Below are 22500 nucleotides of genomic sequence, written 5' to 3'. Positions count from 1 at the left end.
ATGGACACCAAAGTGAAAACCGACATCGAAAACCTGCGCATCAACGGCGACCGCCTGTGGGCATCGCTGATGGAGTTGGCGCAGATCGGCGCCACGCCCAAGGGCGGCGTGTGCCGCCTCACACTCACTGACCTGGACAAGCAGGGCCGCGACCTCGTCACCCGCTGGGCGCGCGAGGCGGGCATGACCGTCACCATCGACAAGATCGGCAATGGCTTCATGCGCCGCCCCGGGCGCAACAACAGCCTGCCACCCATCATGACCGGCAGCCACATCGACACCCAGCCCACCGGCGGCAAGTTCGACGGCAACTACGGTGTGCTGGCGGGCATCGAGGTGGTGCGCACGCTCAATGACCACGGCATCGAAACCGAGGCGCCGATCGAAGTGGCGTTCTGGACCAATGAAGAGGGCTCGCGCTTCGTGCCGGTGATGATGGGCTCGGGCGTGTTCGCCAAGGCCTTCACGCTGGAGCATGCCTACGCCGCCACCGACACCGAGGGAAAGACGGTCAAGGGCGAACTGGAGCGCATCGGCTACATCGGCGAGCAGGAGCCGGGTGACCACCCCATCGGCGCCTACTTCGAAACCCACATCGAACAAGGCCCCGTGCTGGAAGACAACGACAAGACCATCGGCGTGGTCAGCGGCGTGCTGGGCATCCGCTGGTTCGACTGCACTGTCACCGGCATGGAAGCCCACGCAGGCCCCACGCCCATGGCCCTGCGCAAGGACGCCCTGCTGGCCGCCACCCACATCATGCAGGACGTGGTGGCTGCCGCCCACCGCCATCCGCCGCATGGGCGCGGCACCGTGGGCATGGTGCAGGTCTTCCCCAACAGCCGCAACGTCATCCCCGGTCGGGTCAAGTTCAGCATCGACCTGCGCAACAGCACGGACGAACTCGTGGACCAGATGGCCGCAGAAGTGAAGGCGCGGGCCCACCAGGTGGCGCAGGAGCACGGCGTGCAGGTGCATATCGAGATGGTGTCCAGCTACCCGGCGCAGGTGTTCCACAGCGAATGCGTGGAGGCCGTGGCCCGCGCCACGGCCAAGCTGGGCTACAGCCACATGCCCGCCGTCTCGGGCGCGGGGCACGACGCCGTCTACATGGCCAAGCTCGCGCCCAGCGGCATGATCTTCATCCCCTGCAAGGACGGCATCAGCCACAACGAGATCGAAGACGCCAAGCCCGAACACATCACGGCGGGCTGCAACGTGCTGCTGCACGCGATGCTGGAGCGTGCAGGCACCTGATCGAGCGCGGCCGCACGGGGCTGCGCGCCCTTCGATTTAGACCATCACGCCCACAGGACATGGTCCTCGTTGTATCTTCTGGTTACTTTTAATTCCGTATTCCGAGAAGAGGACAGGCCATGAAACTCAAAACCCGCATCCTGTGGCTGTGTGCCGCCACCCTCCTGGGCCTGGTGGTGCTGTCGGCCGTGGCGCTGACTACGCTCTATCAATCGATGATGAAAGAGCGCACGGCGCAGCTCTCCAACCTGGTGGTGCTGGCCCATGCTGCCGCGCAAAAAGCGCACGAGCAGGAAAAGAGCGGCGCCCTGTCGCGCGAAGATGCCATCAAGGAAGCGACCCGCACCATTGGCAGTTTTGTGGACAAGGACAAATATTTCTTTGTCCGTGGTTTCACCAACGACGTGAACTACGTGCACCCCAACCCCAAACGCATCGGCATCGTCGATGAAAAGGGCGGCAAGGAAGCGGGCGTGCGTTACCGCGCAGCGCTGCAAGGTGTGACGGTGGGCACCGTGACTGCGCCAGGCACGCGCCCGGGTGCCAAGGAGCCGGTGGACAAGCTCTACGCCATCATCAAGTTCGAGCCCTGGGACTGGATCATCGGTTTTGGCGACTATGTGGACGACATCGAAAACGCCTTCTGGCGCAACACGGCGATCCTGCTGTCCATCGGCGCTGCGTTGATGCTGGTGATCGCGTTGATGGCCTGGCAGATGCTGCGCACGCTGGTGCACCAGCTCGGCGGCGAGCCCCAATACGCGGCCGATGTGGTGACGCAGATCGCTGAAGGCAACCTGGCCGTGGATGTGCAGACATTGCCCGGCGACACCACCAGCATCCTGCACGCTATCCGCGCCATGCGTGACAACCTTTCGCACCTCGTGACCCAGGTGCGCGACAGCACCGACTCCATCACCACGGCCTCGTCCGAAATTGCAGCGGGCAACGGCGACCTGTCGGCCCGCACCGAATCGCAGGCCAGCGCACTGCAGGAGACGGCGGCCTCGATGGAGCAGCTCACCTCCACCGTGCAGCAGAACGCAGCCAACGCCAAGCGTGCCGACGAGCTGGCGCGTGCGGCGTCGGACATGGCCGTGCGCGGGGGCGATGTGGTGCAGCAGGTGGTGGGCACCATGGGCTCCATCGACCAGTCATCGCGCAAGATCGTGGACATCATCAGCGTCATCGACGGCATCGCGTTTCAGACCAACATCCTGGCGCTCAATGCTGCGGTGGAAGCTGCCCGCGCGGGCGAACAGGGCCGGGGTTTTGCCGTGGTGGCCAGCGAAGTGCGCAGCCTGGCGCAGCGCAGCGCAGCCGCTGCCAAGGAGATCAAGGGCCTGATCGACGACTCCGTGGCCAAGGTGGGTGTGGGCACACAACTCGTGGAGCAGGCCGGCGCCACCATGAGCGAGGTGGTGGCGGGGGTGAAAAGCGTGACCACCATGGTGGCCGAGATCAGCGCTGCCAGCGGCGAGCAAAGCGCGGGCATTGCCCAGGTGAACCAGGCCATCTCGCAGATGGACCAGAGCACGCAACAGAACGCGGCGCTGGTCGAAGAAGCCCTGGCCGCCGCGCAGTCGCTCAGCCAGCAGGCGGTGACGCTGTCGCAGACGGTGGGGCAGTTCCGGGTTGCGTGAGTAATTAGGCACCCCCTGAGTCGCTTCGCGCCTTCCCCCTCTCTGGCATTGCTGCGCAATGCGGAGGGGGACGCCCCCGGTGCGGCGGGGCGGCCCTTGCACGGGGGCACTGGTCTGGGCAGCGCCAGTTTTAGCCGCTAAGCCCGTTGCCGACCTTCACCTTGCTGCGCTGTTCGCTGGGCTTCAATGCGCCTGTCAGCCCCAGGAAGTGGTCCAGCATGTGGAAGTGGTCTTCAAAGAATTCCTCTTCCATCGCCGCCAGCTGGTCGATGGGGGTCCACTGCACCTGCAGCGCGTCGTCGTCGGCCTGCACGGTGGGGAATGGCGCGTCGCCCAGATCAAAGTAATGCGCGTGGGTCAGCGTGCGTCCACGCTGGCTGCGGTCGGGGTGGTCGAACACGGCCACGCACTGCAGCGCGGCGCGCATGGTGGCTTCGGGCAGGTGGCAATGGGTTTCTTCCACCAGCTCGCGCAGGCACGACTGCCACACGGTCTCGCGCTGTTCGATGAAGCCGCCGGGCACGGCCAGCTGGCCTTTGCCGGGGGCGTGGGCGCGGCGGATCAGCAGCACGTGGTCGCGGCAGCGCAGCACGGCGTCCACCGTCACGAATACCGGTGGATAGGGCGCGGCGGCCCAGGCCTGGCGGTAGCCGCGCAGCATCTGCCACTCCTGCTGCAGCGCCGGGTAGTGCGGGGTCTGCGCAAACTGAATCAGCGTGGCGAGGGTGCTGGCGGGCATCTGGTCGGCCAGGGGGGCGAGGGCGGATGGCACGGAGTCGGGGTTGGCGCCAAACCACGCGTCGCGGATGGCCGTGGCGTCAATCGGCCCCTGGCGCTCCACATGGATCAGTTCCCAGCCGGGGAAGGCGCTCAGGTAGCCGCTGGTGGCGTCCTTGAAGTGGCCCACCAGCCCGATGCGCGCACCCGGTGTGGTCAAACGCGCCACGCCTGCGCGCACAGCCTGCACCCACACGGCCTCGTTGTAGTAGTCGCGCATGGGCAGCACGACCACGCGGCCGCGGTCGGCCTCGGGCAGCGCCCCCAGCAGCATGGCTTCGCGCTCTTGCCAGGTGAAGGGGTTCTTGGGCGAGCGCGCCTGCCAGGCCGAGCCCACCACCACAATGACCTGCTGCGCGCTGTCGAGCGCGCGCCGCAGCAGCGCAATGTGGCCGTTGTGCACGGGTTCAAAACGCCCGATGTAGATAGCGGTATCGACCATGTGTCTCCGTTACTGGGTTCGCGTTTTTCAGTGTTTTTGGCCTCTGGCGCCTATCTATAAAGCGCTAGTAGCTATCTTTTTAGTAGTAATTTTACCGTGGAGCCGTTTCACACATACCGCGCTGCAATCGGCATCTGCCGCCCGCTGCCAAAGGCCCGGGCCCGCACGCGCACGATGGGCGGGGCCTGGCGGCGTTTGTATTCGTTGCGCGCCACCATCATGCGCACGCGCTGCACCAGGGCGCGGCCCGCGTCGTCGGTTTGCAGCTGGGCCACAAAATTCTGGGCCGCCGCGTGCTCCGCAGCAGAAAGGCGGTCGCCTTCGATGAGCAGCTTGAGCACTTCGTCGAGCACGGGGTAGGGCGGCAGGCTGTCCACATCGCGCTGGCCGGGGGCCAGTTCGGCAGAGGGTTCCTTGTCGATGATGGCCTGTGGAATCAGCACGCGCCCGGCGTATTCGTTGACGTGGCGCGACAGGGCAAACACCTCCGTCTTGTAGAGGTCGCCAATCAAGCCCAGCCCGCCGTTGGTGTCGCCATACAGCGTGCAGTAGCCCACCGAGATTTCCGACTTGTTGCCGGTGGTGAGCAGCAGGTGGCCGAAGGCGTTGGAATATTCCATCAGCACCGTGCCGCGAATGCGCGCCTGAAGATTTTCGAGCGGAAGGCCTTGCAGCGGTTTGCCCAAGCTGGTTTCAAACTGCTGCGCGTAGCCCGTTACCAATTCGGCAATCGGGTGCGTGAACAGCTGCACCCCCAGGTTGCGGCACAGCGCCACCGAGTCATCGACCGAGCCGCTGCTGGAGTAGCGCGAGGGCATGGTGATGCCCACCACGTTGTCCGCACCCAGCGCCTCTACAGCAAGCGCCAGCGTGAGCGCGCTGTCGATGCCGCCCGAGCTGCCCACCACCACTTGCGTAAAGCCGCAGCGCCGCGCGTAGTCGCGCAGGCCCAGCACGATCTGTTGGCGGTAGAAGTCCATGGTGGGCAGGCCCTGTGCGGGCACGGGGGCGGGGCGTGCGCCTTCCGCGCTCAGAAAATGCCCGTTGTCGAACTGGAGGGTGCGCACGTCTTCCACAAACCGCTGCGCTTCAAAGACGACACCCGCCTCGGGCTCGGCGGCAAACGATGCCCCGTCGTACACCACCTGGTCGTGCCCGCCAATCTGGTTCACATACAGGATGGGCAGGCCGTGGCGGCGTGCGGCGTCGCCAAAAATCTGGTGACGCTGCTCGCGTTTGCCCGTGTGGCTGGGGCTGGCGTTGATGCTCACCACCAGGTCGGGCGCGGCGTCGCGCATGCGCTCGAAAGGGTTGGTGGCGTAGTCGGCGCCGTGGTCGTTCCAGCCGTCTTCGCAGATCAGCAGGCCCACCTGCGCGTTGCCCACACGCAGCACCTTGGCCACGTCCGGGCCGGGCTCGAAGTGGCGGCGCTCGTCAAAGATGTTGTACGTGGGCAGCAGCTGCTTGGCGTACTGCAGGCGCACAGCCCCGCCTTGCAGCACCAGCAGGCTGTTGTGCAAGCGCTTGCCGGGGCCGCGCGCGGGTGTGGGCGCGCCCACCACCCAGTGCAGTTGCGGAAGCTCGGCGGAGGCTTGCTGCAGCATGGCCAGGCCAGCCTCGATGCGTTGCTGAAAGCCGGTTTCCTCCAGCATGTCGCCGGGGTAGTAGCCGCACAGCGACAGCTCGCTGAACACGATGAGGTCGGCCTGCTCGCGCGCCGCCTGCTGCCCGGCGGCCACCATGCGGGCCACGTTGCCTTCGATGTCACCGACGGTGAAGTTGAGTTGGGCAAGGGTGATGCGGAGCATGGTGTCAGTCCTTCACGTTGAAAACCTGACGCAGATAGGCCAGGTAGGTTTCATCGTCGCACAGCGTCTTGCCGGGCGTGTCCGACAGCTTGGCCACGGGCTGCCCGTTGGCGCGCACCAGTTTCATCACGATGTTCAGCGGCTTGTGGTCCGCGCCCATGTCGTTGGTGAGGTTCGTGCCTATGCCAAACCCGAGCTGCGTGCGGTCGCCAAAGTGGCGGTACAGCATCAGGGCGCGCTCCAGGTCGAGGCCATCGGAGAACACCAGCCGCTTGGTGTGCGCGTCGATGCGCAGGCGGGTGTAGTGCGCGAGGGCCTTTTCGCCCCAGGCCACCGGGTCGCCTGAGTCGTGCCGCAGGCCGTCGAACAGCTTGGCGAAGTACAGGTCGAAGTCGGCCAGAAAGGCGTCCATGCCCACGGTGTCGGTCAGCGCAATGCCCAGGTCGCCCCGGTATTCCTGCACCCAGTCTTCGAGTGCGGCCTTTTGGAAGTCGCGCAGCCGCACGCCCAGCGCCTGGTAGGTCTGCAGGTATTCGTGCGCCATGGTGCCGATGGGCACCAGGCCCAGGTCGCGCGCCAGCAGCACGTTGCTGGTACCCTTGAACCACTGCGGTGTTTGTGTGGCAAAGGTCTGCACCACCTCGCGCTGCCAAGCTCCGCTGTAGCGGCGGCGCAGGCCAAAGTCGAACAGCTCGAACGGGTGGCGCAGCGTGGCCTGTTGCGCCAGTGCCTGCAGCTGCAACACCTTGGCGGCCAGCCGTGCGCGGCCGCTGGCGAGGGCCTGGGCCGCGTCAAAACGGCGGAAGTACAGCTCGTTGACGATGGCCAGCACAAAGATCTCGAAGCCCATCACATGCACCTGCGGGCCACGCGCCACGATGTGCAGTTGCTCGCCGTCGGCCCAGGCGCTGATGAAGCTGCGCTGGAACTGGAAGATGCGCAGAAAGTCCACGAAGTCGCTCTTGATGTAGCGCAGTCCGCCCACGTAGGCCAGCTCGCCCTGCGTGAAGCGCAGGGTGCACAGGTGGTCCAGCGCGGCGTTCACCTCGGGCAGCAGCTCGGCCAGCGGGTAGGCCGGGGTGTTGCGGCATACAAAGCGATATTCGCTTTGGGTTTGCGGGTGGCGGTGCAGCAGCGCCTGCCACATCGTGAACTTGTAGAGGTCGGTGTCGAGCAGACTGGTGATGACGGGGTTCATGATGTCGCTCCAAAATTTGTAGCTAATAGCGCTTTATGGATAAGCGCTAGAGCCTGATTTCATTCATATTGGCGAGCTGTGCACCGGCTGCGCGCATGGCGTCCAGAAACGCCCGGTGTTGCGCCTCGAAGCCGCCCACGGGGCTCATGCCATCGGTCAGCAGCACGATGCGGCTGGCTTGCCAGCCGGGCAACAGGCGGGGCAGGTGCTGCACGATGTGTTCGGTGGTCGAGCGCACGCAGTGGCTGCTGGCCTCGCCCGCAATCAGCAGCACATCGGCCTGGCCCAGCGACTGCAGCAGGGCGGTGTTCAGCGCGGTGCTTTCGTCGTCCGCGTCGGGCACCTCGGCCTCGATGGCGCTGTAGTGTTCCGTCCAGGGGTTGGTGCCCTTGAACACATTGCGCACCGCGCGCTGGCGCCGGAGCTGCCAGACCCCAAAGGCGGCCAGCACATCGGCGTGTATGCCATGACCCCAGCTGCCCACCTCGCAGTGCACGGGCCACACCATCAGCGTGTAGCGGCCCTGGGCTTCGAGTGCGTCCAGGTACTGCAGTGTGCGGGGCAGGGCAGCGGGGCTGCGCGGCGTGAAGTCGCCTGCGCGCACCTGGACAGCGGTGATGGGGGTGAAGGGTGCGACTTCGGCGCCCGTGCCGGTTTGCCAGAAGCCGGGGTGGGCAATGTCAAAACGCTGGTGCGAATCGAGCGTGACGGTGATGGTGTCCAGCGGGTCGCCCTGGCTGCCGATGAACTGCGCCAAGCGCAGCATATCGGCATGGGCACCGGCCACGGGCAGGGCGGGCGTGGTGCGCTGGCCGGTCAGCACATCGGTGGGTTGCCAGGCTACAGGTAGGTCGCAGAAATCGTTTTGGGGGTCGATCACCAGAAGCTGGACGTTGCGGGCCATGGTCTTCTCCTTTGTTGGTGACGCCAGTGTAATCTTGTTAGTAAAAAAAATAAACTAACTAAGTTGCAAAAGCATGTTTCTGCTTTGGAAGAGATTGTTGGTTGATATCCTGTTCGGTCATCCTTGTGACAAACTCAGCCCCATGACCGAAACTGCCGCCCCCGCCGTGATCTGTACCGTGGACGTGGTCTTGCTCACCCTGCAGCAGAACGTGCTGCAGGTCGCGCTGCAGCGGCGCGAGCGGCCTCCGTTTGCGGGGGCGCTGGCGTTGCCGGGGGGCTATATCCACGCCCAGGAGGATGCAGATGCCCATGCCAGCGCCTCCCGTGTGCTGCGCGAGAAAGCCGGTTTGCAAAGCCCCTATCTGGAGCAATTGGCCACGTTTTCCGGCCCGGTGCGCGACCCGCGTGGGTGGTCGATGGCCGTGGCCTACTGCGCCCTTGTATCGCCCGAGTTACTGGCATCGGCGCCCCTCACGCTGGTGCCGGTGGCCGAGCTGCCCGCGCTGCCGTTCGACCACCGCGCCATGGTCGACGCCGCCGTGGCTCGCGTGCGCAGCAAAAGCCAGTATTCGTCCATGCCCGTGCACCTGTGTGCCGAGCCGTTCACCCTGCCACAGCTGCAGTCCGTGTATGAAGCCGTGCTGGGCGAGCCCATCAACAAGGTGAGCTTTCGCCGCAAGGTGGACGAACTGGCCATGCTGGAGGCAGTGCCCGGAGCGCTGCAGACCGGCGGCGCCCACCGGCCCGCGCAGCTGTACCGGGTGCGCCCAGCCTACCGGCGCAACCTTTCGCTGAGCGCGCGGGGCCTGTAGCTGTTGGCACAGCACACAAACTATTGGACCGCTGCCTGGAAATCTGGCACAAACGCAAACTTTGTGTCCCACGAATGATGGGTGCGCGCCAGGCGGGCCGGGGTGGCCGCAGCTGCACCGCCAACAACAAGCCAGCCCGACGCTGGCGCCTGAGGGAAGTCCATGTCTTTGCGGCTCAAATTCAACCTGGTGCTGGCGGCGGTGCTGCTGGTGGCAGCGGCGGGTGCGGGGATCTACGTGCACCGCTTTTTGCAGCAGTCCGCCATCGAGGAGGTGCAGCACAACTCGCAGATCATGATGCACGCGGCCATGGCGATCCGGGACTACACCACCGAGCTCGTCAAGCCGCACCTGGACGTGACGCTGGCCGAAAAATTCCTGCCGCAGACCGTGCCCGCCTACGCCGCGACCGAGACGCTGCGCCGCCTGCAGAGCCGGTTTCCGGGCTACGAGTACAAGGAAGCGGTGCTCAACCCCACCAACCTGCGCGACCGCGCCAGCGAGTGGGAGGAGCGCATCATCAGCGACTTCCGCGAAGGCCGGGCCGATCTCAAGAAGGAGGCCACCGGCGAAGTGGGCGAGGGCATGCACCGCGCCATGTATGTGGCCCGCCCCATCACCATCAAGCAGGCCCAGTGCATGGCCTGCCACAGCACGCCGGCCGTGGCGCCGCCCACCATGCTCAAGGTCTATGGCGACAAGAACGGCTTTGGCTGGGGCATGAACGAGACGGTGGGCATCCAGGTGGTGAAGGTGCCGATGTACTTCCCGCTGGAGAAGGCGCGTCAGACCTTCAACACGGTGATGGCGGCGCTGGTGGGCAGCTTTGTGCTGCTGTTCGTCGGGCTCAACCTGTCGCTGTCGTCGCTGGTGATCGAGCCCATGGCGCGGCTCAACCGCAAGCTGGAAGACCTGGCCACCAAGGACTTCCTGACGGACCTGGTCAACCGCCGCCGCTTCTTTGAGAGGCTGGAGACCGAGATGGCCGACACCCGCATCAAGAAGGGCAGTCTGTCGGTGGTGATGTTTGACATCGACTTTTTCAAACGCATCAACGATACCTTTGGGCATGACTCGGGGGATGTGGTGCTCAAGAGCACGGCGCTGCGCGTGCGCGAACTGCTGCGGTCGTCCGACTGCGCAGCGCGTTTCGGGGGCGAGGAGTTCATCATCTTGCTCAAGGAAACCCCGGTGGACGCCGCCATGGCGATGGCCGAGGCGGTGCGCGCACGCATTGCAGGCGTTCCTTTCGACGCGGTGGGCCATGTCAGCGCCAGTTTTGGCGTGGCCACCTGGGACCACAAGGAAGACAGCCACGCCCTGATCAAGCGCGCGGACACGGCCTTGTACGTGGCCAAGTCCAGCGGCCGCAATTGCGTGGTGCAGGCCAAGGAAGCGGTGTGAGGGACGCAATCCCCTGCGGCGCTGCGCGCGGGGGGTGAGGATCAGGCCGGAGTCGCCTTGGCGTCCTCGTAATCTGCCCGGTAGCTCGCCGCCAGCGTGGTTTTCTGCTTCTCCGTCAGCAGCTTTCCAGCCATCTGGAAGAAGCGGTGTTCCTCTTCCTTCAGGTGGTGCTCCACCTTTTCGGCCAGCTTCTTGGCCAGTGGCAACCAGGCGGGGCTCGATGGTTCGGTCTCTTCGAGTGATTCCACCAGTTCGTCGATCTGGTGGTGCTCTGAAATGGCGTGGCGCGACAGGTCAATGCCCGCGTCGTGTGCCATCAGCGGCACATAAAAATGGCGGTCCTCGGCCATGGCATGGGCCGCCAGCTCGGTCTTGAGCTCGTCAAACAGCTCGCGCCGCTCGGGGGTGTCTCCGCTGGTTTCGGTGAGCGCGGTGTACAGCGCGCGCTGGCGCTCGTGGCTTTCACGCAAGGCTTCAAAGATGTTGGTGGTGTCGGTCATGGTGGGGTGTGTGGCGAATTTTTAGGCGGTTGCAAAGGTGCGGTGGACTACTTGAGCACCTTGCGCGCGGCACCCACGCCAATGGCGGCCAGCACGACAAACACCACGGCAATCACCAGGAACAGCACAAAAAGCACCTTGGCGATGCCCGCCGCGCCGGCGGCGACACCACTGAAACCCAGGGCTCCGGCCACGAGGGAGATCAGGGCAAAAATGATGGCGTACTTCAACATGGCGGTCGCTCCTTGCGGTGGATGTTCAGGCAGCGCGGGGCTGCGAAAGGGTGTGCAGGAACGATACCGACGGGACGTCGCCGCCGCCGTCAGTGTGGGCGGGCTGCGGGTGTAGGAGGGGGCCGCCCGCAGGGGCCGGCGTGGCGCGCCAAAAAGAAAAGCCGCAACGCGGAGCGTTGCGGCTTGGGCCTTGTGACTGCACAGCTAATCTTTTGGTCTCCGCTCACATTGCTGCGCAATATGAGCTTCGCCCACGTACGGCAAGCCGCGCGTGTCGCGCGGGGGGGCTTTACAGCCCCGCTGCTGCACGCAGTGCACCAGCCTTGTCCGTACCTTGGTCTCCGTTCACATCGCTTCCGCGATATGAACTGCGCCCGAAGACCGAAAACCGCGCTATCGCGCGGCGGGCTTTACAGCCCGGCGGCAGCACGCAGTGCCGCCGCTTTATCGGTCTTCTCCCAGCTGAACTCGGGCTCTTCGCGGCCGAAGTGGCCGTAGGCCGCCGTCTTTTCGTAGATCGGGCGCAGCAGGTCCAGCATCTGGATGATGCCCTTGGGGCGCAGGTCGAACTGCTCCTTCACCAGCGCGGCAATACGCTCGTCGGAGATCACCCCCGTGCCTTCGGTGTACACCGTGATGTTCATCGGCTCAGCCACGCCGATGGCGTAGGCCACCTGGATCTGGCACTGGCGCGCCAGGCCGGCAGCGACGATGTTCTTGGCCACGTAGCGGGCGGCGTAGGCGGCCGAGCGGTCCACCTTCGTTGGGTCTTTGCCGCTGAACGCACCGCCGCCGTGGGGGCAGGCGCCGCCGTAGGTGTCCACGATGATCTTGCGGCCGGTGAGGCCACAGTCGCCCTGGGGGCCGCCGATGACAAAACGGCCGGTGGGGTTGATCAGGTAGCGCGTGTTCTGCAGCCATTCCTTGGGCAGCACGGGCTTGATGATCTCTTCAATGATGGCTTCGGTGAACGAGGCCTTCATCTTGGTCTGGGTTTCGCTCTGGTCGGGGTGGTGCTGGGTGGACAGCACCACGGTGTCGATGCTGTGGGGCTTACCGTCCACGTAGCGCATCGTGACTTGCGACTTGGCGTCGGGGCGCAGGAACGGCAGGCGGCCGTCCTTGCGCAGCTGGGCCTGGCGCTCGACCAGGCGGTGCGCGTAGTAGATGGGCGCGGGCATTAGCTCGGGCGTCTCGTCGCAGGCATAGCCGAACATCAGGCCCTGGTCGCCGGCGCCGGTGTTCAGGTGGTCGTCGGACGCGTGGTCCACGCCCTGAGCGATGTCGTTGGACTGCTTGTCGTACGCCACGAGCACGGCACAGCCCTTGTAGTCGATGCCGTAGTCGGTGTTGTCGTAGCCGATGCGCTTGATGGTGTCGCGCGCCACCTGGATGTAGTCCACATGCGCGTTGGTGGTGATCTCGCCCGCCAGCACCACGAGGCCGGTGTTGGTCAGCGTTTCGGCGGCGACGCGGCTGCGGGGGTCTTGTTTAAAGATCGCATCGAGAATCGCATCCGAGATCTGGTCGGCCACCTTGTCGGGGTGGCCTTCGGAGACGGATTCCGAGGTAAAGAGAAAGTCGTTCGCCATTTGAATAAACTCCTGTGTTCCGGCATTTGGGGCGTTGCCCTCACCCCGAAGGAGCTTTGGCGAACGCTTTAGCAGATTTTTTTAACGTCGCCCTGCAAGTTGCTCATTTAACTCAGCGACCCCGCCATTTTAATGCCAGTCGTCTTTCGATTCTTTTCCGTATTTCCGCTGTGGTTGCTGCACATCATGGGTGCGGCGATGGGCTGGGTGGCTTTTTGTGCGTCGCCCACGTACCGGCGCCGGTTCCTGGCCAACTCGACGTTGGCCGGTTATTCGTTCAGCGCCGTCCGTGCAGCCGTGGCCCATGCCGGCCGCATGGTGGCCGAGCTGCCGCGCCTGTGGCTGGGTGCACCGATGCCCTGTCGCATCGAAGGCGAGGCCTGTGTGGAGCAGGCCTACGCAGCCGGGCGCGGCATTCTGTACCTCACGCCGCACCAGGGTTGTTTCGAGTTGTCGGCACAGGCCGCCGCCCGGCGCTGGAGCGCCGAGCGCGGCCCCATCACCGTGCTGTACCGCCCCGCCCGCCAGGCCTGGCTGGCCAAGGTGATGGAGACCGCGCGCAACCGCCCCGGCATGCTGGCCGTGCCCACCACGCTGGCGGGTGTGCGGCAGATGATCAAGGCCCTGCGCCGAGGCGAGGCCGTCGGCCTGCTGCCGGACCAGGTCCCGCCGGATGGGCAGGGCCAATGGGCGCCGTTTTTTGGCCGCGATGCCTACACCATGACCCTGGCCGTGCGGCTGGCGCAGCAGACGGGTGCCGCCGTGGTGCTGGTGCGCTGCGAGCGCCTGCCCTGGGGACGGGGTTTTGTCACCCATTTCGAGCCGCTGGCGCAACCGCTGTCGGACCAGTTGGACGTTGCCGTTGTGCAGATCAACCAGGCCATGGAACACCTCATTCGCCAATGCCCCGCGCAATACCTTTGGGGCTACGCCCGCTACAAGCAGCCCCGTGCCGAGGCCGCGAACCCTGCAGGGGTGGCCGCATGATGGGGCGGCTGGGGGTGTGGTTCATGCGGGTGCTGGCGCGCCTGCCGCTGCCGGTGCTGCGCGGCATGGGCTGGCTGATCGGGCGCGTCCTGTTCGTGCTGGCCGGGCCGCGCCGCCGCGTGGCGCTGCGCAATCTGGCCTTGTGTTACCCCGAAGCCACCGAGCCCCAGCGCCGCGCCTGGGCGCAAGAGACTTTTGTCGTGTTCTGCCAATCCTGGCTGGACCGCAGCTGGCTGTGGTTTGCGCCACGGGATGTGGTGCTGGACCGGGTCAAGCTCACTGGCGCATTGCAGGAGCTGGAGGGCGACACCCCCACCATCATCTTCGCGCCCCACTTCTACGGCATGGATGCAGGGGGCTCGGCGCTCACGCTGCACACGCCGCGCGCGTTCACCTCGATCTTCTCCACCCACCCCGACCCGGCCGTGGACGCGTGGTTCCGCGAGGGGCGCCAGCGCTTTGGCGATGTGCGCATGCTCAACCGCAACGACGGGGTCAAACCCATCATTGCCAACCTGCGCAAGGGAGGCCTGCTGTACCTGTTGCCGGACATGGACTTTGGCCGCAACGACTCGCTTTTCGTGCCGTTCTACGGCGTGCAGGCCGCCACTGTGCCGTCGCTCTCGCGGTTTGCACGCCTGGGGCGGGCCAAGGTGATCGCCATGGTCACGCGCCTCACGCCCACGGGGTACTGCGCCGAGATCTCGCCCGTCTGGGCCGGTTACCCCACGGACGACGCCGAGGCCGATACCGCCTTGATGAACACGCGGCTGCAAAGCTACATCGACGTGTCGCCCGGCCAGTACTACTGGGTGCACAAGCGCTTCAAGACACGGCCCGAGGGCGAGCCGTCTTTTTACGCCTAAAAATTTGAATCAAATGGGCTACTGGCGCTTGCCCATCAAGCGCTGGTAGCTATTGTTTTGATTGCAAAAAGCGCTGTAGCTCCATGGCCACGCGCTCGGGGTGCTCGTGCACGATCCAGTGCGACGCCTTCTCCACCTGGCGCAATTGCAGCTGCGGCACCCAGCCCGGCAGGCCGTCGAGCAGGCCGGGCAGCAGCGCCGGGTCGTCCATGCCCCACAGCACCAGCGTGGGCAGTGTCACCGTCAGCATCGATTCGGGCAGGGTGATGGCCTGGGCGCCCGGGTCATTCCCATCTTCTGTCTGTCGCGGCGGGCGCAGGGGGCTGGCGCGGTAGTAATTGCAGGCGCCGGTCAGGCCCTGCTGCCAGACGGCGCGGTACTGGGCGCGCACGCTGTCGGTCAGCCACGCGGGGGCGCTGCCGTCCGGGGCGTTGAAAAAAGCAAACAGGCGGCGGAAGTCGTCTTCGGCCAGCAGTGCCTCGGCATCCGGCCTGCACAAAAAATGCATGTACTGGCTGCCCGCCTGCTGGGCGGGGTTGTGCTGCAGTTCGCGCAAGAAGGCGCCGGGATGCGGGGAGTTGATGATGGCCAGCCGTTTCATCAATTGCGGCTGCTGGTTGGCCAGGTTCCAGGCCACGGCGCCGCCCCAGTCGTGCGCCACCAGGCATTCCAGTGCGCCGCCAGGGCATTCGTGGGCAATCAGCGCCACCAGGTCCTGCACCAGGTGTTTGGCGCGGTAGGCGTCCACCTCGGCCGGGCTGCTGGAGGGGCCAAAACCGCGCAGATAGGGTGCCACGCAACGGTAGCCGCCGTTTTCCGGCCGGGAAAAATGCAGCAGCAGCTCGTCCCAGATGAAGGCACCCTCGGGGAAACCGTGCAAAAAAAGCAGCACCGGGCGGCCTGCCACGCCGCTCACGCGGCAGTGGAGGGTAGTTCCGTGGGGCAGGGGGGTCGACAGGTTTTGGATCATGGCGCTATGCATTTAATAGCTAATAGCGCTTGATGGGTAAGCGCTAGGGCCTAATTTGACTGAATATCCTCAGAATCATCGAGCGGTGGGGGCTCATCCGTGGGGGCCGGGTCTGCATCCATCGGCCCTTGCGCCGGGTGCGCCCACTGCCACAGCAGCTGTGCCACCTCGTCCACGCCTTGTTTCTTGAGGGCCGAGAACATCATCACCTCTCCGCCGGCCGCGTTCAGTCGCGTAATCGACAGGATCTTGGCTTGCTCCGAGCGTGTGAGCTTGTCCGCCTTGGTCAGCACGATGAGGAATTTCAGGCCTTCCTCGACCCGTGGGCGCAGCACTTCAAGCAGGGCCTCGTCCAGCTCGGTCAACCCCAGCCGGGGGTCGCACAGCAAGACGATGCCGGTGAGCCCGGGGCGGCTGACCAGATAATTGACCATCACCTGCTGCCAGCGCACCTTGTCGGAGCGCGACACCTTCGCGTAGCCGTAGCCCGGCAGATCAGCCAGGACCGCATCGGTCACGCCGTGCTTGCCCAGAGAGAAAAGGTTGATGTGCTGCGTGCGCCCAGGCCTTTTGGAGGCAAAGGCGAGCTGCTTTTGCTGCGTGAGCGTGTTGATGCAGGTGGATTTTCCCGCGTTGGAACGGCCCACAAAAGCGATCTCGGGCACGTGGATGGGCGGCAGGTGGTGCAGCTGCGCGGCCGTGGTCAGGAACCTGGCTGTGTGCATCCAGCCCATGGCGATCTTGGCGTCGGGAGCGGGCGGAAGGGAGCCAGCAACTGGCGCGGTAGAGGTGGTCGTCATGGGGAATTGGGCTACGAGGAAGCCTCATTGTAGAATCGCGAGGTTTTGCGCACATAAACACAGACCCTCGATATGAAGTTGCTCGCCTCTTTGCTGACGGCTGCCGCACTGGCAGCACCTGTTTTTTCGGCCTATGCGGCGGGCGATGCCCCCAAAGCGGCCAAGCCGGATCTCGTCAAGGGCGAGGCCAGCTACACCGCAGTGTGTGCCGCCTGCCACGGCGCCGATGGCAACTCGGCCATTGCGGCCAACCCCAAGCTGTCGCAGCAACACCCCGAATACCTGGTCAAGCAGCTGCAGGAATTCAAGTCCGGCAAGCGCAACAACGCCGTCATGAAGGGTTTTGCCACCGCGCTGTCGGATGACGACATGAAGAACATTGCGTACTGGGTGGCTTCCAAGTCTGCCAAACCCGGTTTCGCCAAGGACAAGGACCTTGTCTCCCTGGGCGAGCGCATTTACCGCGGCGGCATTGCCGACCGCCAGATCGCTGCCTGCGCTGGTTGCCACAGTCCCAACGGTGCGGGCATTCCCGCCCAGTACCCCCGCCTGTCGGGCCAGCACGCCGACTACACGGTGGCCCAGCTCAACACCTTCCGCGATGGCTCGCGTGCCAACAGCATCCAGATGACGCAAGTGGCCGCCAAGCTGAACGACAAGGAAATCAAGGCCGTGGCGGACTACATTGCCGGTCTGCGCTGATTGATTTGATTTTCGTCAATCTTGTGGTCCCTCTGGTCGGGCTGCACGGAACCTACCGCCAATAACAATCCCAAAAAGGGCGGGCCCATCGCACAGATGGTCCCGCCCTTTTCCTTTCCCTCTTTCGCGCGTTTTCGCCTCTCCTTCTTCCATCCATGTCCGACCTCACCCAAGGCCTTCGCATCCAGTCTGGCTCCCGGGCCTGGCGCGCCGGGATCGAGCTGCTGTCCTCCATGCGGTTCGCTATCTCGCTGCTGACGGTGATCTGCATTGCCTCGGTGATCGGCACGGTGCTCAAGCAGCACGAGCCCGCGGTCAACTACGTCAACCAGTTCGGCCCCTTCTGGGCCGAGCTGTTTGGCGCCATCCAGCTCAATGCGGTGTACAGCGCCTGGTGGTTCCTGCTCATCCTGGCGTTTCTGGTGATCAGCACTTCGCTGTGCATCGCCCGCAACACGCCCAAGATCCTCATCGACCTCAAGGTCTACAAGGAGAACATCCGCGAACAAAGCCTCAAGGCGTTTCACCACAAGGCAGAGGCTGAACTCAGCGGTTCCGCAGAGGCCGAGGCGCGCCGCATCGGTACGCTGATGGCCGGCGGTGGCTGGAAGGTGCGCCTGCAGCAGCGCGATACGGCCGCAGGCCCCGGCACGGGCTGGATGGTGGCGGCCAAGGCGGGTGCTGCCAACAAGCTTGGCTACATCGCCGCGCACAGCGCCATCGTGCTGGTGTGTGTGGGCGGTCTGCTGGACGGCGACCTCATCGTGCGCGCACAGATGCTGCTGGGTGGCAAAACCCCTTACCAAGGCGGTGGGCTGATTGCCGACGTGAAGCCCGAGCACCGGCTGTCCGAACGCAACCCTACCTTCCGGGGCAACCTGCTGGTGGCTGAAGGCACGCAGTCGAGCACAGCCATCCTGAACCAGTCCGATGGCGTCCTGCTGCAGGACCTGCCGTTTGCCATCGAACTCAAGAAGTTCATCGTGGAGCATTACTCCACCGGCATGCCCAAGCTGTTCGCCAGCGAGATCGTCATCCATGACAAGGCCACGGGCGAGAAGATTCCGGCGCGTGTGGAGGTGAACCACCCGGCCAGCTACAAAGGCATCGAGATCTACCAGTCGAGCTTTGACGACGGTGGCTCGCACCTCAAGCTGCGTGGCGTGCCCATGGTGGCCGGAGCCAAGCCTATTGAGGTGGAAGGAGTGGTGGGCAACTCCACCCAGCTGACCAACAACGGGGGCGCTCCGGGCAGCGGCACGCTGACGCTGGAATTCACGGCGTTGCGCACCATCAATGTCGAGAACTTCGGGGGCGCAGGCCCCGGAGGCAGCGGTGTGGATGTGCGCAAGGTGGACCTGCGCGAGTCGGTGGAGTCCCGCCTGGGCGCTGCCAACAAGACCGTCACCAAAAAAGAGCTGCGCAACGTGGGCCCCAGCGTGAGCTACAAGCTGCGGGACGCTGCGGGCCAGGCGCGCGAGTTTCACAACTACATGCTGCCCGTGGACACGGGCGACGGCGTGCCGGTGTTTCTGCTGGGTGTGCGCGAAACCCCTGCGGAGCCGTTCCGGTACCTGCGGGTGCCGGCCGATGACAAGGGGAGCATGGACGGTTTCATGCGCATGAAAGCGGTGTTGGCCGATCCCGAAGCGCGCGAACAGGCGGTGCGCCGCTATGTGGCACAGGCCATCGATGCCTCGCGTACCGACCTGGCCGAGCAGCTGCAGCAATCGGCGTCGCGGGCCTTGGCGCTGTTCGCGGGCCGGGGCATGGTGGATGGCAAACCCACCGGGGGCTTGCAGGCGGTGTCGGACTTTATGGAAGCCAATGTGCCCGAAGCCGAGCGCGCACGGGCGGGCGAGGTGCTGGTGCGCATTCTGAACGGCACGCTGTTCGAGGTGGCACAGCTTTCGCGCCAGCGTGCCGGCCTGCCGCCGCTGCCACAAGACGACCAGACCCAGGGTTTCATGACCCAGGCGGTCCTTTCTCTGTCCGACGCGCAGATCTACCCCGCGCCGCTGGCGTTTGAACTCAAGGACTTCACCCAGGTGCAGGCCAGCGTCTTCCAGGTGGCCCGAGCCCCTGGCAAGAATGTTGTCTATCTGGGTTGTGCCTTGCTGATCCTGGGCGTTTTTGCCATGCTCTACGTGCGCGAACGGCGGGTCTGGGTCTGGGTGGCGCCACAGGGTGGTCGCACCCACGCCACCATGGCCTTGTCCACCAATCGCAAGACCATGGACGGCGACCAGGAGTTTGTCCAGCTTGCACAGAAACTGATCGGGGCATCGCCCCGCGAAGGCACCGCATGAATACCGCGACTTCTTCCTCCACGGCCACCACGATCACCCTGAACGAGGGGTTCTTCGCCCGCCGCAACTGGTTCGACTGGCTGTTTGCCGCCATCGTGGCAGTGGGGGGCTTGTATGCCCTGCAGCGCTACGGCAGCTACATGGATGGGTACGAAAAAGGCATCCTGCTGGGGGCCATTCCGTGCACCATCTGGCTGGGCTGGTTCTGGCGCCCGCTGCGCGCGTTGATGCTGGTCGTGGCGGCCGTGGCCCTGTTGGCCATCGGCCTCTACCAGCAAGATGGTGCGGGCAGCCTGGCGCGGGCCGACACGGTGTTCGGCCTCAAGTACTTCCTGTCCAGCCAGTCCGCCATCCTGTGGATGAGCATGCTGTTCTTCATGAGCACCATCTTCTACTGGGTCGGCATGTTCTCGCGCGGAGAGGGCAAGACCATGAGCATGCTGGGCTCCCGCATTGCGTGGGTGGCTGTGGCCATGGCGCTCATCGGCACGCTGGTGCGCTGGTACGAGAGTTATCTCATCGGCCCGGACATCGGCCACATCCCGGTGAGCAACCTGTATGAAGTGTTCGTGCTGTTCTGCTGGATGACGGCGGCGTTCTACCTGTACTACGAACAGCAGTACGACACGCGGGCACTGGGCGGCTTTGTGATGCTGGTGGTCAGTGCGGCCGTGGGCTTTCTGCTCTGGTACACCGTGGTGCGCGAAGCGCACGAGATCCAGCCCCTGGTGCCGGCCTTGAAGAGCTGGTGGATGAAGCTGCACGTGCCCGCCAACTTCATCGGCTACGGCACCTTTGCACTGGCCGCCATGGTGGCCTTTGCCTACCTGATCAAGCAGCAGGCCACTGAAACCCGCTGGTACAAGCTGGCCCCGCTGTGGCTGCTGGGCGTGGTGCTGTGCTTCGAGCCCATCGTCTTCCGCCAGGGTGCCACCGAGAACGGCGGCAGCTATTGGATGGTGTACTTCGGCATCTCCGCACTCATCGTCGCGGGCATCTTGCTGGGCCGCAAGCGCATCGCGGCGCGCCTGCCGTCGTTCGAGATCCTCGACGACGTGATGTACAAGTCCATCGCCGTGGGCTTTGCGTTCTTCACCATCGCCACCGTGCTGGGCGCCCTGTGGGCGGCCGAGGCGTGGGGCGGCTACTGGAGCTGGGACCCGAAGGAGACTTGGGCGCTGATTGTCTGGCTGAACTATGCCGCCTGGCTGCACATGCGCCTCATGAAGGGCCTGCGTGGCACCGTGTCCGCCTGGTGGGCGCTGGTGGGCCTGGCGGTGACCACGTTCGCGTTTCTGGGTGTGAACATGTTCCTGAGCGGCTTGCACAGCTACGGCACGTTGTGATGCAGTGACGGGGATGCCGGGCATAGGGGGCAGGGCAACAACTATTGCGTCTTCGGTGTAACCTGAGCGGTCCAGGGAACGAACTAACAGTTGTCCTGCTCTACCGCCGCAGCTGTTTCAACCAGACCATGACCGGAGCCTCCCATGCTGATTCCATCGCGCGATTCGGGTTTTAACCACCCCCACTCCTCCGAAATCACGCCCCGCACGGTCTACGAAGACCGGCGCCAGATGCTCCGGCTGATGGCGGGCGGTGCGGCGGGTGCCGCGCTCGCCGCGTGGGCGGGCCGCGAGGCGCTGGCCCAGCAGGCGCAGGTGGTGCGGCCCAACAAGCTCGCCGCGCTGGCGGGCGCCAAGTCCACCGTGGCCGGGGCGGTCTCGATGGAGAAGCTCACCGACTACAAGGACGCGAGCACCTACAACAACTTCTATGAGTTCGGCACCGACAAGGCCGACCCTGCACGCAACGCCCATACCCTCAAGACCACCCCCTGGACGGTGGAGGTTGAGGGCCTTGTCAAGAAACCGGGCAAGTACGGCATCGAAGACCTGATCAAGCTCAGCGCACAGGAAGAGCGCATCTACCGCCTGCGCTGCGTGGAGGGCTGGTCCATGGTCATCCCCTGGGTGGGCTACTCGCTGGCAGAACTCATCAAACGTGTGGAGCCACAAGGCAGCGCCAAGTATGTGGAATTCGTGACGCTGGCGGACAAGGCGACGATGCCTTTTGTGGGCTCTCGTGTGCTGGACTGGCCCTATGTGGAGGGTCTGCGCATGGACGAGGCGATGAATCCTCTGACGCTTCTGGCCTTTGGCATGTATGGCGAGGTGCTGCCCAACCAGAACGGCGCGCCCGTGCGCCTGGTGGTGCCGTGGAAGTACGGTTTCAAGAGCGCCAAGAGCATTGTCAAGATCCGCTTTGTCGAGAAGGAGCCTGGCACGGCCTGGAACAAGGCGGCCAAGCAGGAATACGGTTTCTACTCGAACGTGAACCCCGAGGTGGACCACCCCCGCTGGAGCCAGTCCACCGAGCGGCGCATCGGCGAAGACGGCCTGTTCGCGAAAAAGCGCAAGACGCTGATGTTCAACGGCTACGAAGCCCAGGTGGGCCAGCTCTACGCGGGCATGGACCTCAAGAAGTTCTACTGATCGCCGTACGCCCTTTTTGCTCTTTTTTCTTCCGCTCGGGCTTTGTTCTGGTGGCAGAAGCGGGCACGGATCGCCATGCGCAAACTTTTGCTCCATCCCGCCGCCAAGCCTGTGGTCTTTGTGCTGTGCCTGTTCCCGCTGGTGTGGCTGGTCTACGCCACGGCGGCCAACGAACTGGGCGCCAACCCGGCCGAAGCGCTGATCCGCGCCACCGGCGATTGGACACTGCGTGCCCTGTGCCTGGTACTGGCCATCACGCCACTGCGCGTGATCACCTCCACACCCCAGCTGGCGCGCTTTCGGCGCATGCTGGGTTTGTTCGTGTTCTTCTACGGCCTGCTGCACCTGCTGAGCTACGCATGGTTCGACATGGGCTTTGACGTGCCGGACATCGTGCGCGACATCGTCAAGCGGCCGTTCATCCTGGTGGGGTCTTTGGCGCTGCTGCTGCTCACGCTGCTTGCCGCTACATCGTTCAACCGCGCCATCAAAGCACTGGGCGGGAAGCGCTGGCAGGCATTGCATCGCAGCGTGTACGCAGTGGCGGGGCTGGCCATCCTGCACTTCTTTTGGATGCGTGCTGGCAAGAATGACTTTGGCGAGGTGGCGGTGTATGCGCTGGTTCTTGCAGCCCTGCTGGGCTGGCGGTTATGGCACCGCATGCGCAAGCGGCAGGCGGTGCCGGGCGCAGCGGGTGCAAAGGTGTCGGGCGCGCGCGCACGGTAGTCTCTGTGTGGGATTTGCTTCAAAAATAATAGCTAATAGCGCTTGATGGACAAGCGCTAGAGGTGAGTTTTAC

The 22500-nt window shown here is 64.7% G+C and carries 20 protein-coding genes; 11 read left to right on the top strand and 9 right to left on the bottom strand.

Annotation, left to right across the window (positions count from 1 at the left end; translation table 11 throughout):
• Positions 1-1257 carry a Zn-dependent hydrolase gene (locus ARADN35_RS0111400; RefSeq protein ID WP_010462181.1) on the top strand — a complete coding sequence of 419 codons (1257 nt, stop codon included), beginning with the start codon at positions 1-3 and terminating at the stop codon, positions 1255-1257.
• A 119-nt stretch (positions 1258-1376) separates the two neighbouring features.
• Positions 1377-2900, top strand: coding sequence for a methyl-accepting chemotaxis protein (locus tag ARADN35_RS0111395; protein WP_010462178.1), 1524 nt, complete (start codon positions 1377-1379; stop codon positions 2898-2900).
• A gap of 130 nt (positions 2901-3030) precedes the next feature.
• Here ARADN35_RS0111395 and ARADN35_RS0111390 read toward each other — a convergent pair whose 3' ends face one another.
• From ARADN35_RS0111390 to ARADN35_RS0111375, 4 genes are all read right to left on the bottom strand, one after another.
• Positions 3031-4119 carry a bifunctional nicotinamide-nucleotide adenylyltransferase/Nudix hydroxylase gene (locus ARADN35_RS0111390; RefSeq protein WP_010462177.1) on the bottom strand — a complete coding sequence of 363 codons (1089 nt, stop codon included), beginning with the start codon at positions 4117-4119 and terminating at the stop codon, positions 3031-3033.
• Positions 4120-4226: 107 nt separating this feature from the next.
• Positions 4227-5927: an NAD+ synthase gene (locus tag ARADN35_RS0111385; RefSeq protein WP_010462175.1), complete on the bottom strand. Its 1701-nt coding sequence runs from the start codon at positions 5925-5927 to the stop codon at positions 4227-4229.
• 4 nt (positions 5928-5931) lie between these two features.
• A complete protein-coding gene (pncB, locus tag ARADN35_RS0111380; RefSeq protein ID WP_010462171.1) occupies positions 5932-7125 on the bottom strand; it encodes a nicotinate phosphoribosyltransferase in 1194 nt (397 codons plus the stop codon).
• Between the two features lie 46 nt (positions 7126-7171).
• Complete coding sequence (locus ARADN35_RS0111375) at positions 7172-8029, bottom strand: cysteine hydrolase family protein (RefSeq protein ID WP_010462170.1); 858 nt, start codon at positions 8027-8029, stop codon at positions 7172-7174.
• A gap of 142 nt (positions 8030-8171) precedes the next feature.
• Between ARADN35_RS0111375 and ARADN35_RS0111370 the strand changes: the two genes are divergently transcribed.
• Positions 8172-8843 (top strand): NUDIX hydrolase, encoded by a 672-nt coding sequence (locus ARADN35_RS0111370; protein ID WP_010462167.1) that lies wholly within the window; start codon positions 8172-8174, stop codon positions 8841-8843.
• 162 nt (positions 8844-9005) lie between these two features.
• Complete coding sequence (locus ARADN35_RS0111365; protein ID WP_010462166.1) at positions 9006-10247, top strand: diguanylate cyclase; 1242 nt, start codon at positions 9006-9008, stop codon at positions 10245-10247.
• A 41-nt stretch (positions 10248-10288) separates the two neighbouring features.
• On the opposite strand, the gene ARADN35_RS0111360 is transcribed toward ARADN35_RS0111365, so the two are convergent.
• From ARADN35_RS0111360 to metK, 3 genes are all read right to left on the bottom strand, one after another.
• Positions 10289-10747, bottom strand: coding sequence for a hemerythrin domain-containing protein (locus ARADN35_RS0111360; RefSeq protein ID WP_010462164.1), 459 nt, complete (start codon positions 10745-10747; stop codon positions 10289-10291).
• Positions 10748-10794: 47 nt separating this feature from the next.
• Positions 10795-10980: a DUF1328 domain-containing protein gene (locus ARADN35_RS0111355; protein ID WP_010462162.1), complete on the bottom strand. Its 186-nt coding sequence runs from the start codon at positions 10978-10980 to the stop codon at positions 10795-10797.
• Between the two features lie 410 nt (positions 10981-11390).
• Positions 11391-12572, bottom strand: coding sequence for a methionine adenosyltransferase (gene metK / locus ARADN35_RS0111350; RefSeq protein WP_010462160.1), 1182 nt, complete (start codon positions 12570-12572; stop codon positions 11391-11393).
• A 132-nt stretch (positions 12573-12704) separates the two neighbouring features.
• Between metK and ARADN35_RS0111345 the strand changes: the two genes are divergently transcribed.
• Together ARADN35_RS0111345 and ARADN35_RS0111340 are read left to right on the top strand one after the other, a co-directional pair.
• Positions 12705-13559: a lysophospholipid acyltransferase family protein gene (locus tag ARADN35_RS0111345; protein WP_010462158.1), complete on the top strand. Its 855-nt coding sequence runs from the start codon at positions 12705-12707 to the stop codon at positions 13557-13559.
• Positions 13556-14425 (top strand): lysophospholipid acyltransferase family protein, encoded by an 870-nt coding sequence (locus ARADN35_RS0111340; protein WP_010462157.1) that lies wholly within the window; start codon positions 13556-13558, stop codon positions 14423-14425. Before ARADN35_RS0111345 ends, ARADN35_RS0111340 begins: the two co-directional genes overlap by 4 nt.
• A 49-nt stretch (positions 14426-14474) precedes the next feature.
• Here the strand turns inward: ARADN35_RS0111340 and ARADN35_RS0111335 are convergent, their stop codons facing one another.
• Both ARADN35_RS0111335 and yihA read right to left on the bottom strand, forming a co-directional pair.
• The gene (locus ARADN35_RS0111335; protein ID WP_010462154.1) at positions 14475-15395 is read right to left on the bottom strand and encodes an alpha/beta fold hydrolase; all 921 of its coding nucleotides are present in this window, start codon (positions 15393-15395) and stop codon (positions 14475-14477) included.
• A gap of 50 nt (positions 15396-15445) precedes the next feature.
• Positions 15446-16195: a ribosome biogenesis GTP-binding protein YihA/YsxC gene (gene yihA, locus ARADN35_RS26230; protein ID WP_081474609.1), complete on the bottom strand. Its 750-nt coding sequence runs from the start codon at positions 16193-16195 to the stop codon at positions 15446-15448.
• A gap of 72 nt (positions 16196-16267) precedes the next feature.
• On the opposite strand from yihA, the gene ARADN35_RS0111325 reads away from it, so the two are divergent.
• The 5 genes from ARADN35_RS0111325 to ARADN35_RS0111305 all read left to right on the top strand — a co-directional run bounded on the left by ARADN35_RS0111325 (position 16268) and on the right by ARADN35_RS0111305 (position 22427).
• Entirely contained in the window at positions 16268-16897 is a 630-nt protein-coding gene (locus ARADN35_RS0111325) for a c-type cytochrome (protein WP_010462150.1), read from the top strand.
• Positions 16898-17052: 155 nt separating this feature from the next.
• Positions 17053-19206, top strand: a complete 2154-nt coding sequence (locus tag ARADN35_RS0111320; protein ID WP_010462149.1) for a cytochrome c biogenesis protein ResB — start codon at positions 17053-17055, stop codon at positions 19204-19206.
• Entirely contained in the window at positions 19203-20552 is a 1350-nt protein-coding gene (ccsB, locus tag ARADN35_RS0111315) for a c-type cytochrome biogenesis protein CcsB (protein WP_010462148.1), read from the top strand. Before ARADN35_RS0111320 ends, ccsB begins: the two co-directional genes overlap by 4 nt.
• Before the next feature lie 144 nt (positions 20553-20696).
• Positions 20697-21701 carry a protein-methionine-sulfoxide reductase catalytic subunit MsrP gene (gene msrP, locus ARADN35_RS0111310; RefSeq protein ID WP_010462147.1) on the top strand — a complete coding sequence of 335 codons (1005 nt, stop codon included), beginning with the start codon at positions 20697-20699 and terminating at the stop codon, positions 21699-21701.
• Between the two features lie 75 nt (positions 21702-21776).
• Entirely contained in the window at positions 21777-22427 is a 651-nt protein-coding gene (locus ARADN35_RS0111305) for a protein-methionine-sulfoxide reductase heme-binding subunit MsrQ (RefSeq protein WP_010462146.1), read from the top strand.
• The last annotated feature ends 73 nt before the right edge of the window (positions 22428-22500 follow it).

Origin of the sequence: Acidovorax radicis N35, assembly GCF_000204195.1 — a bacterium.
GTDB classification, from domain to species: Bacteria; Pseudomonadota; Gammaproteobacteria; order Burkholderiales; family Burkholderiaceae_C; genus Acidovorax; species Acidovorax radicis.
This window is presented reverse-complemented; position numbering and strand designations above follow the sequence as displayed.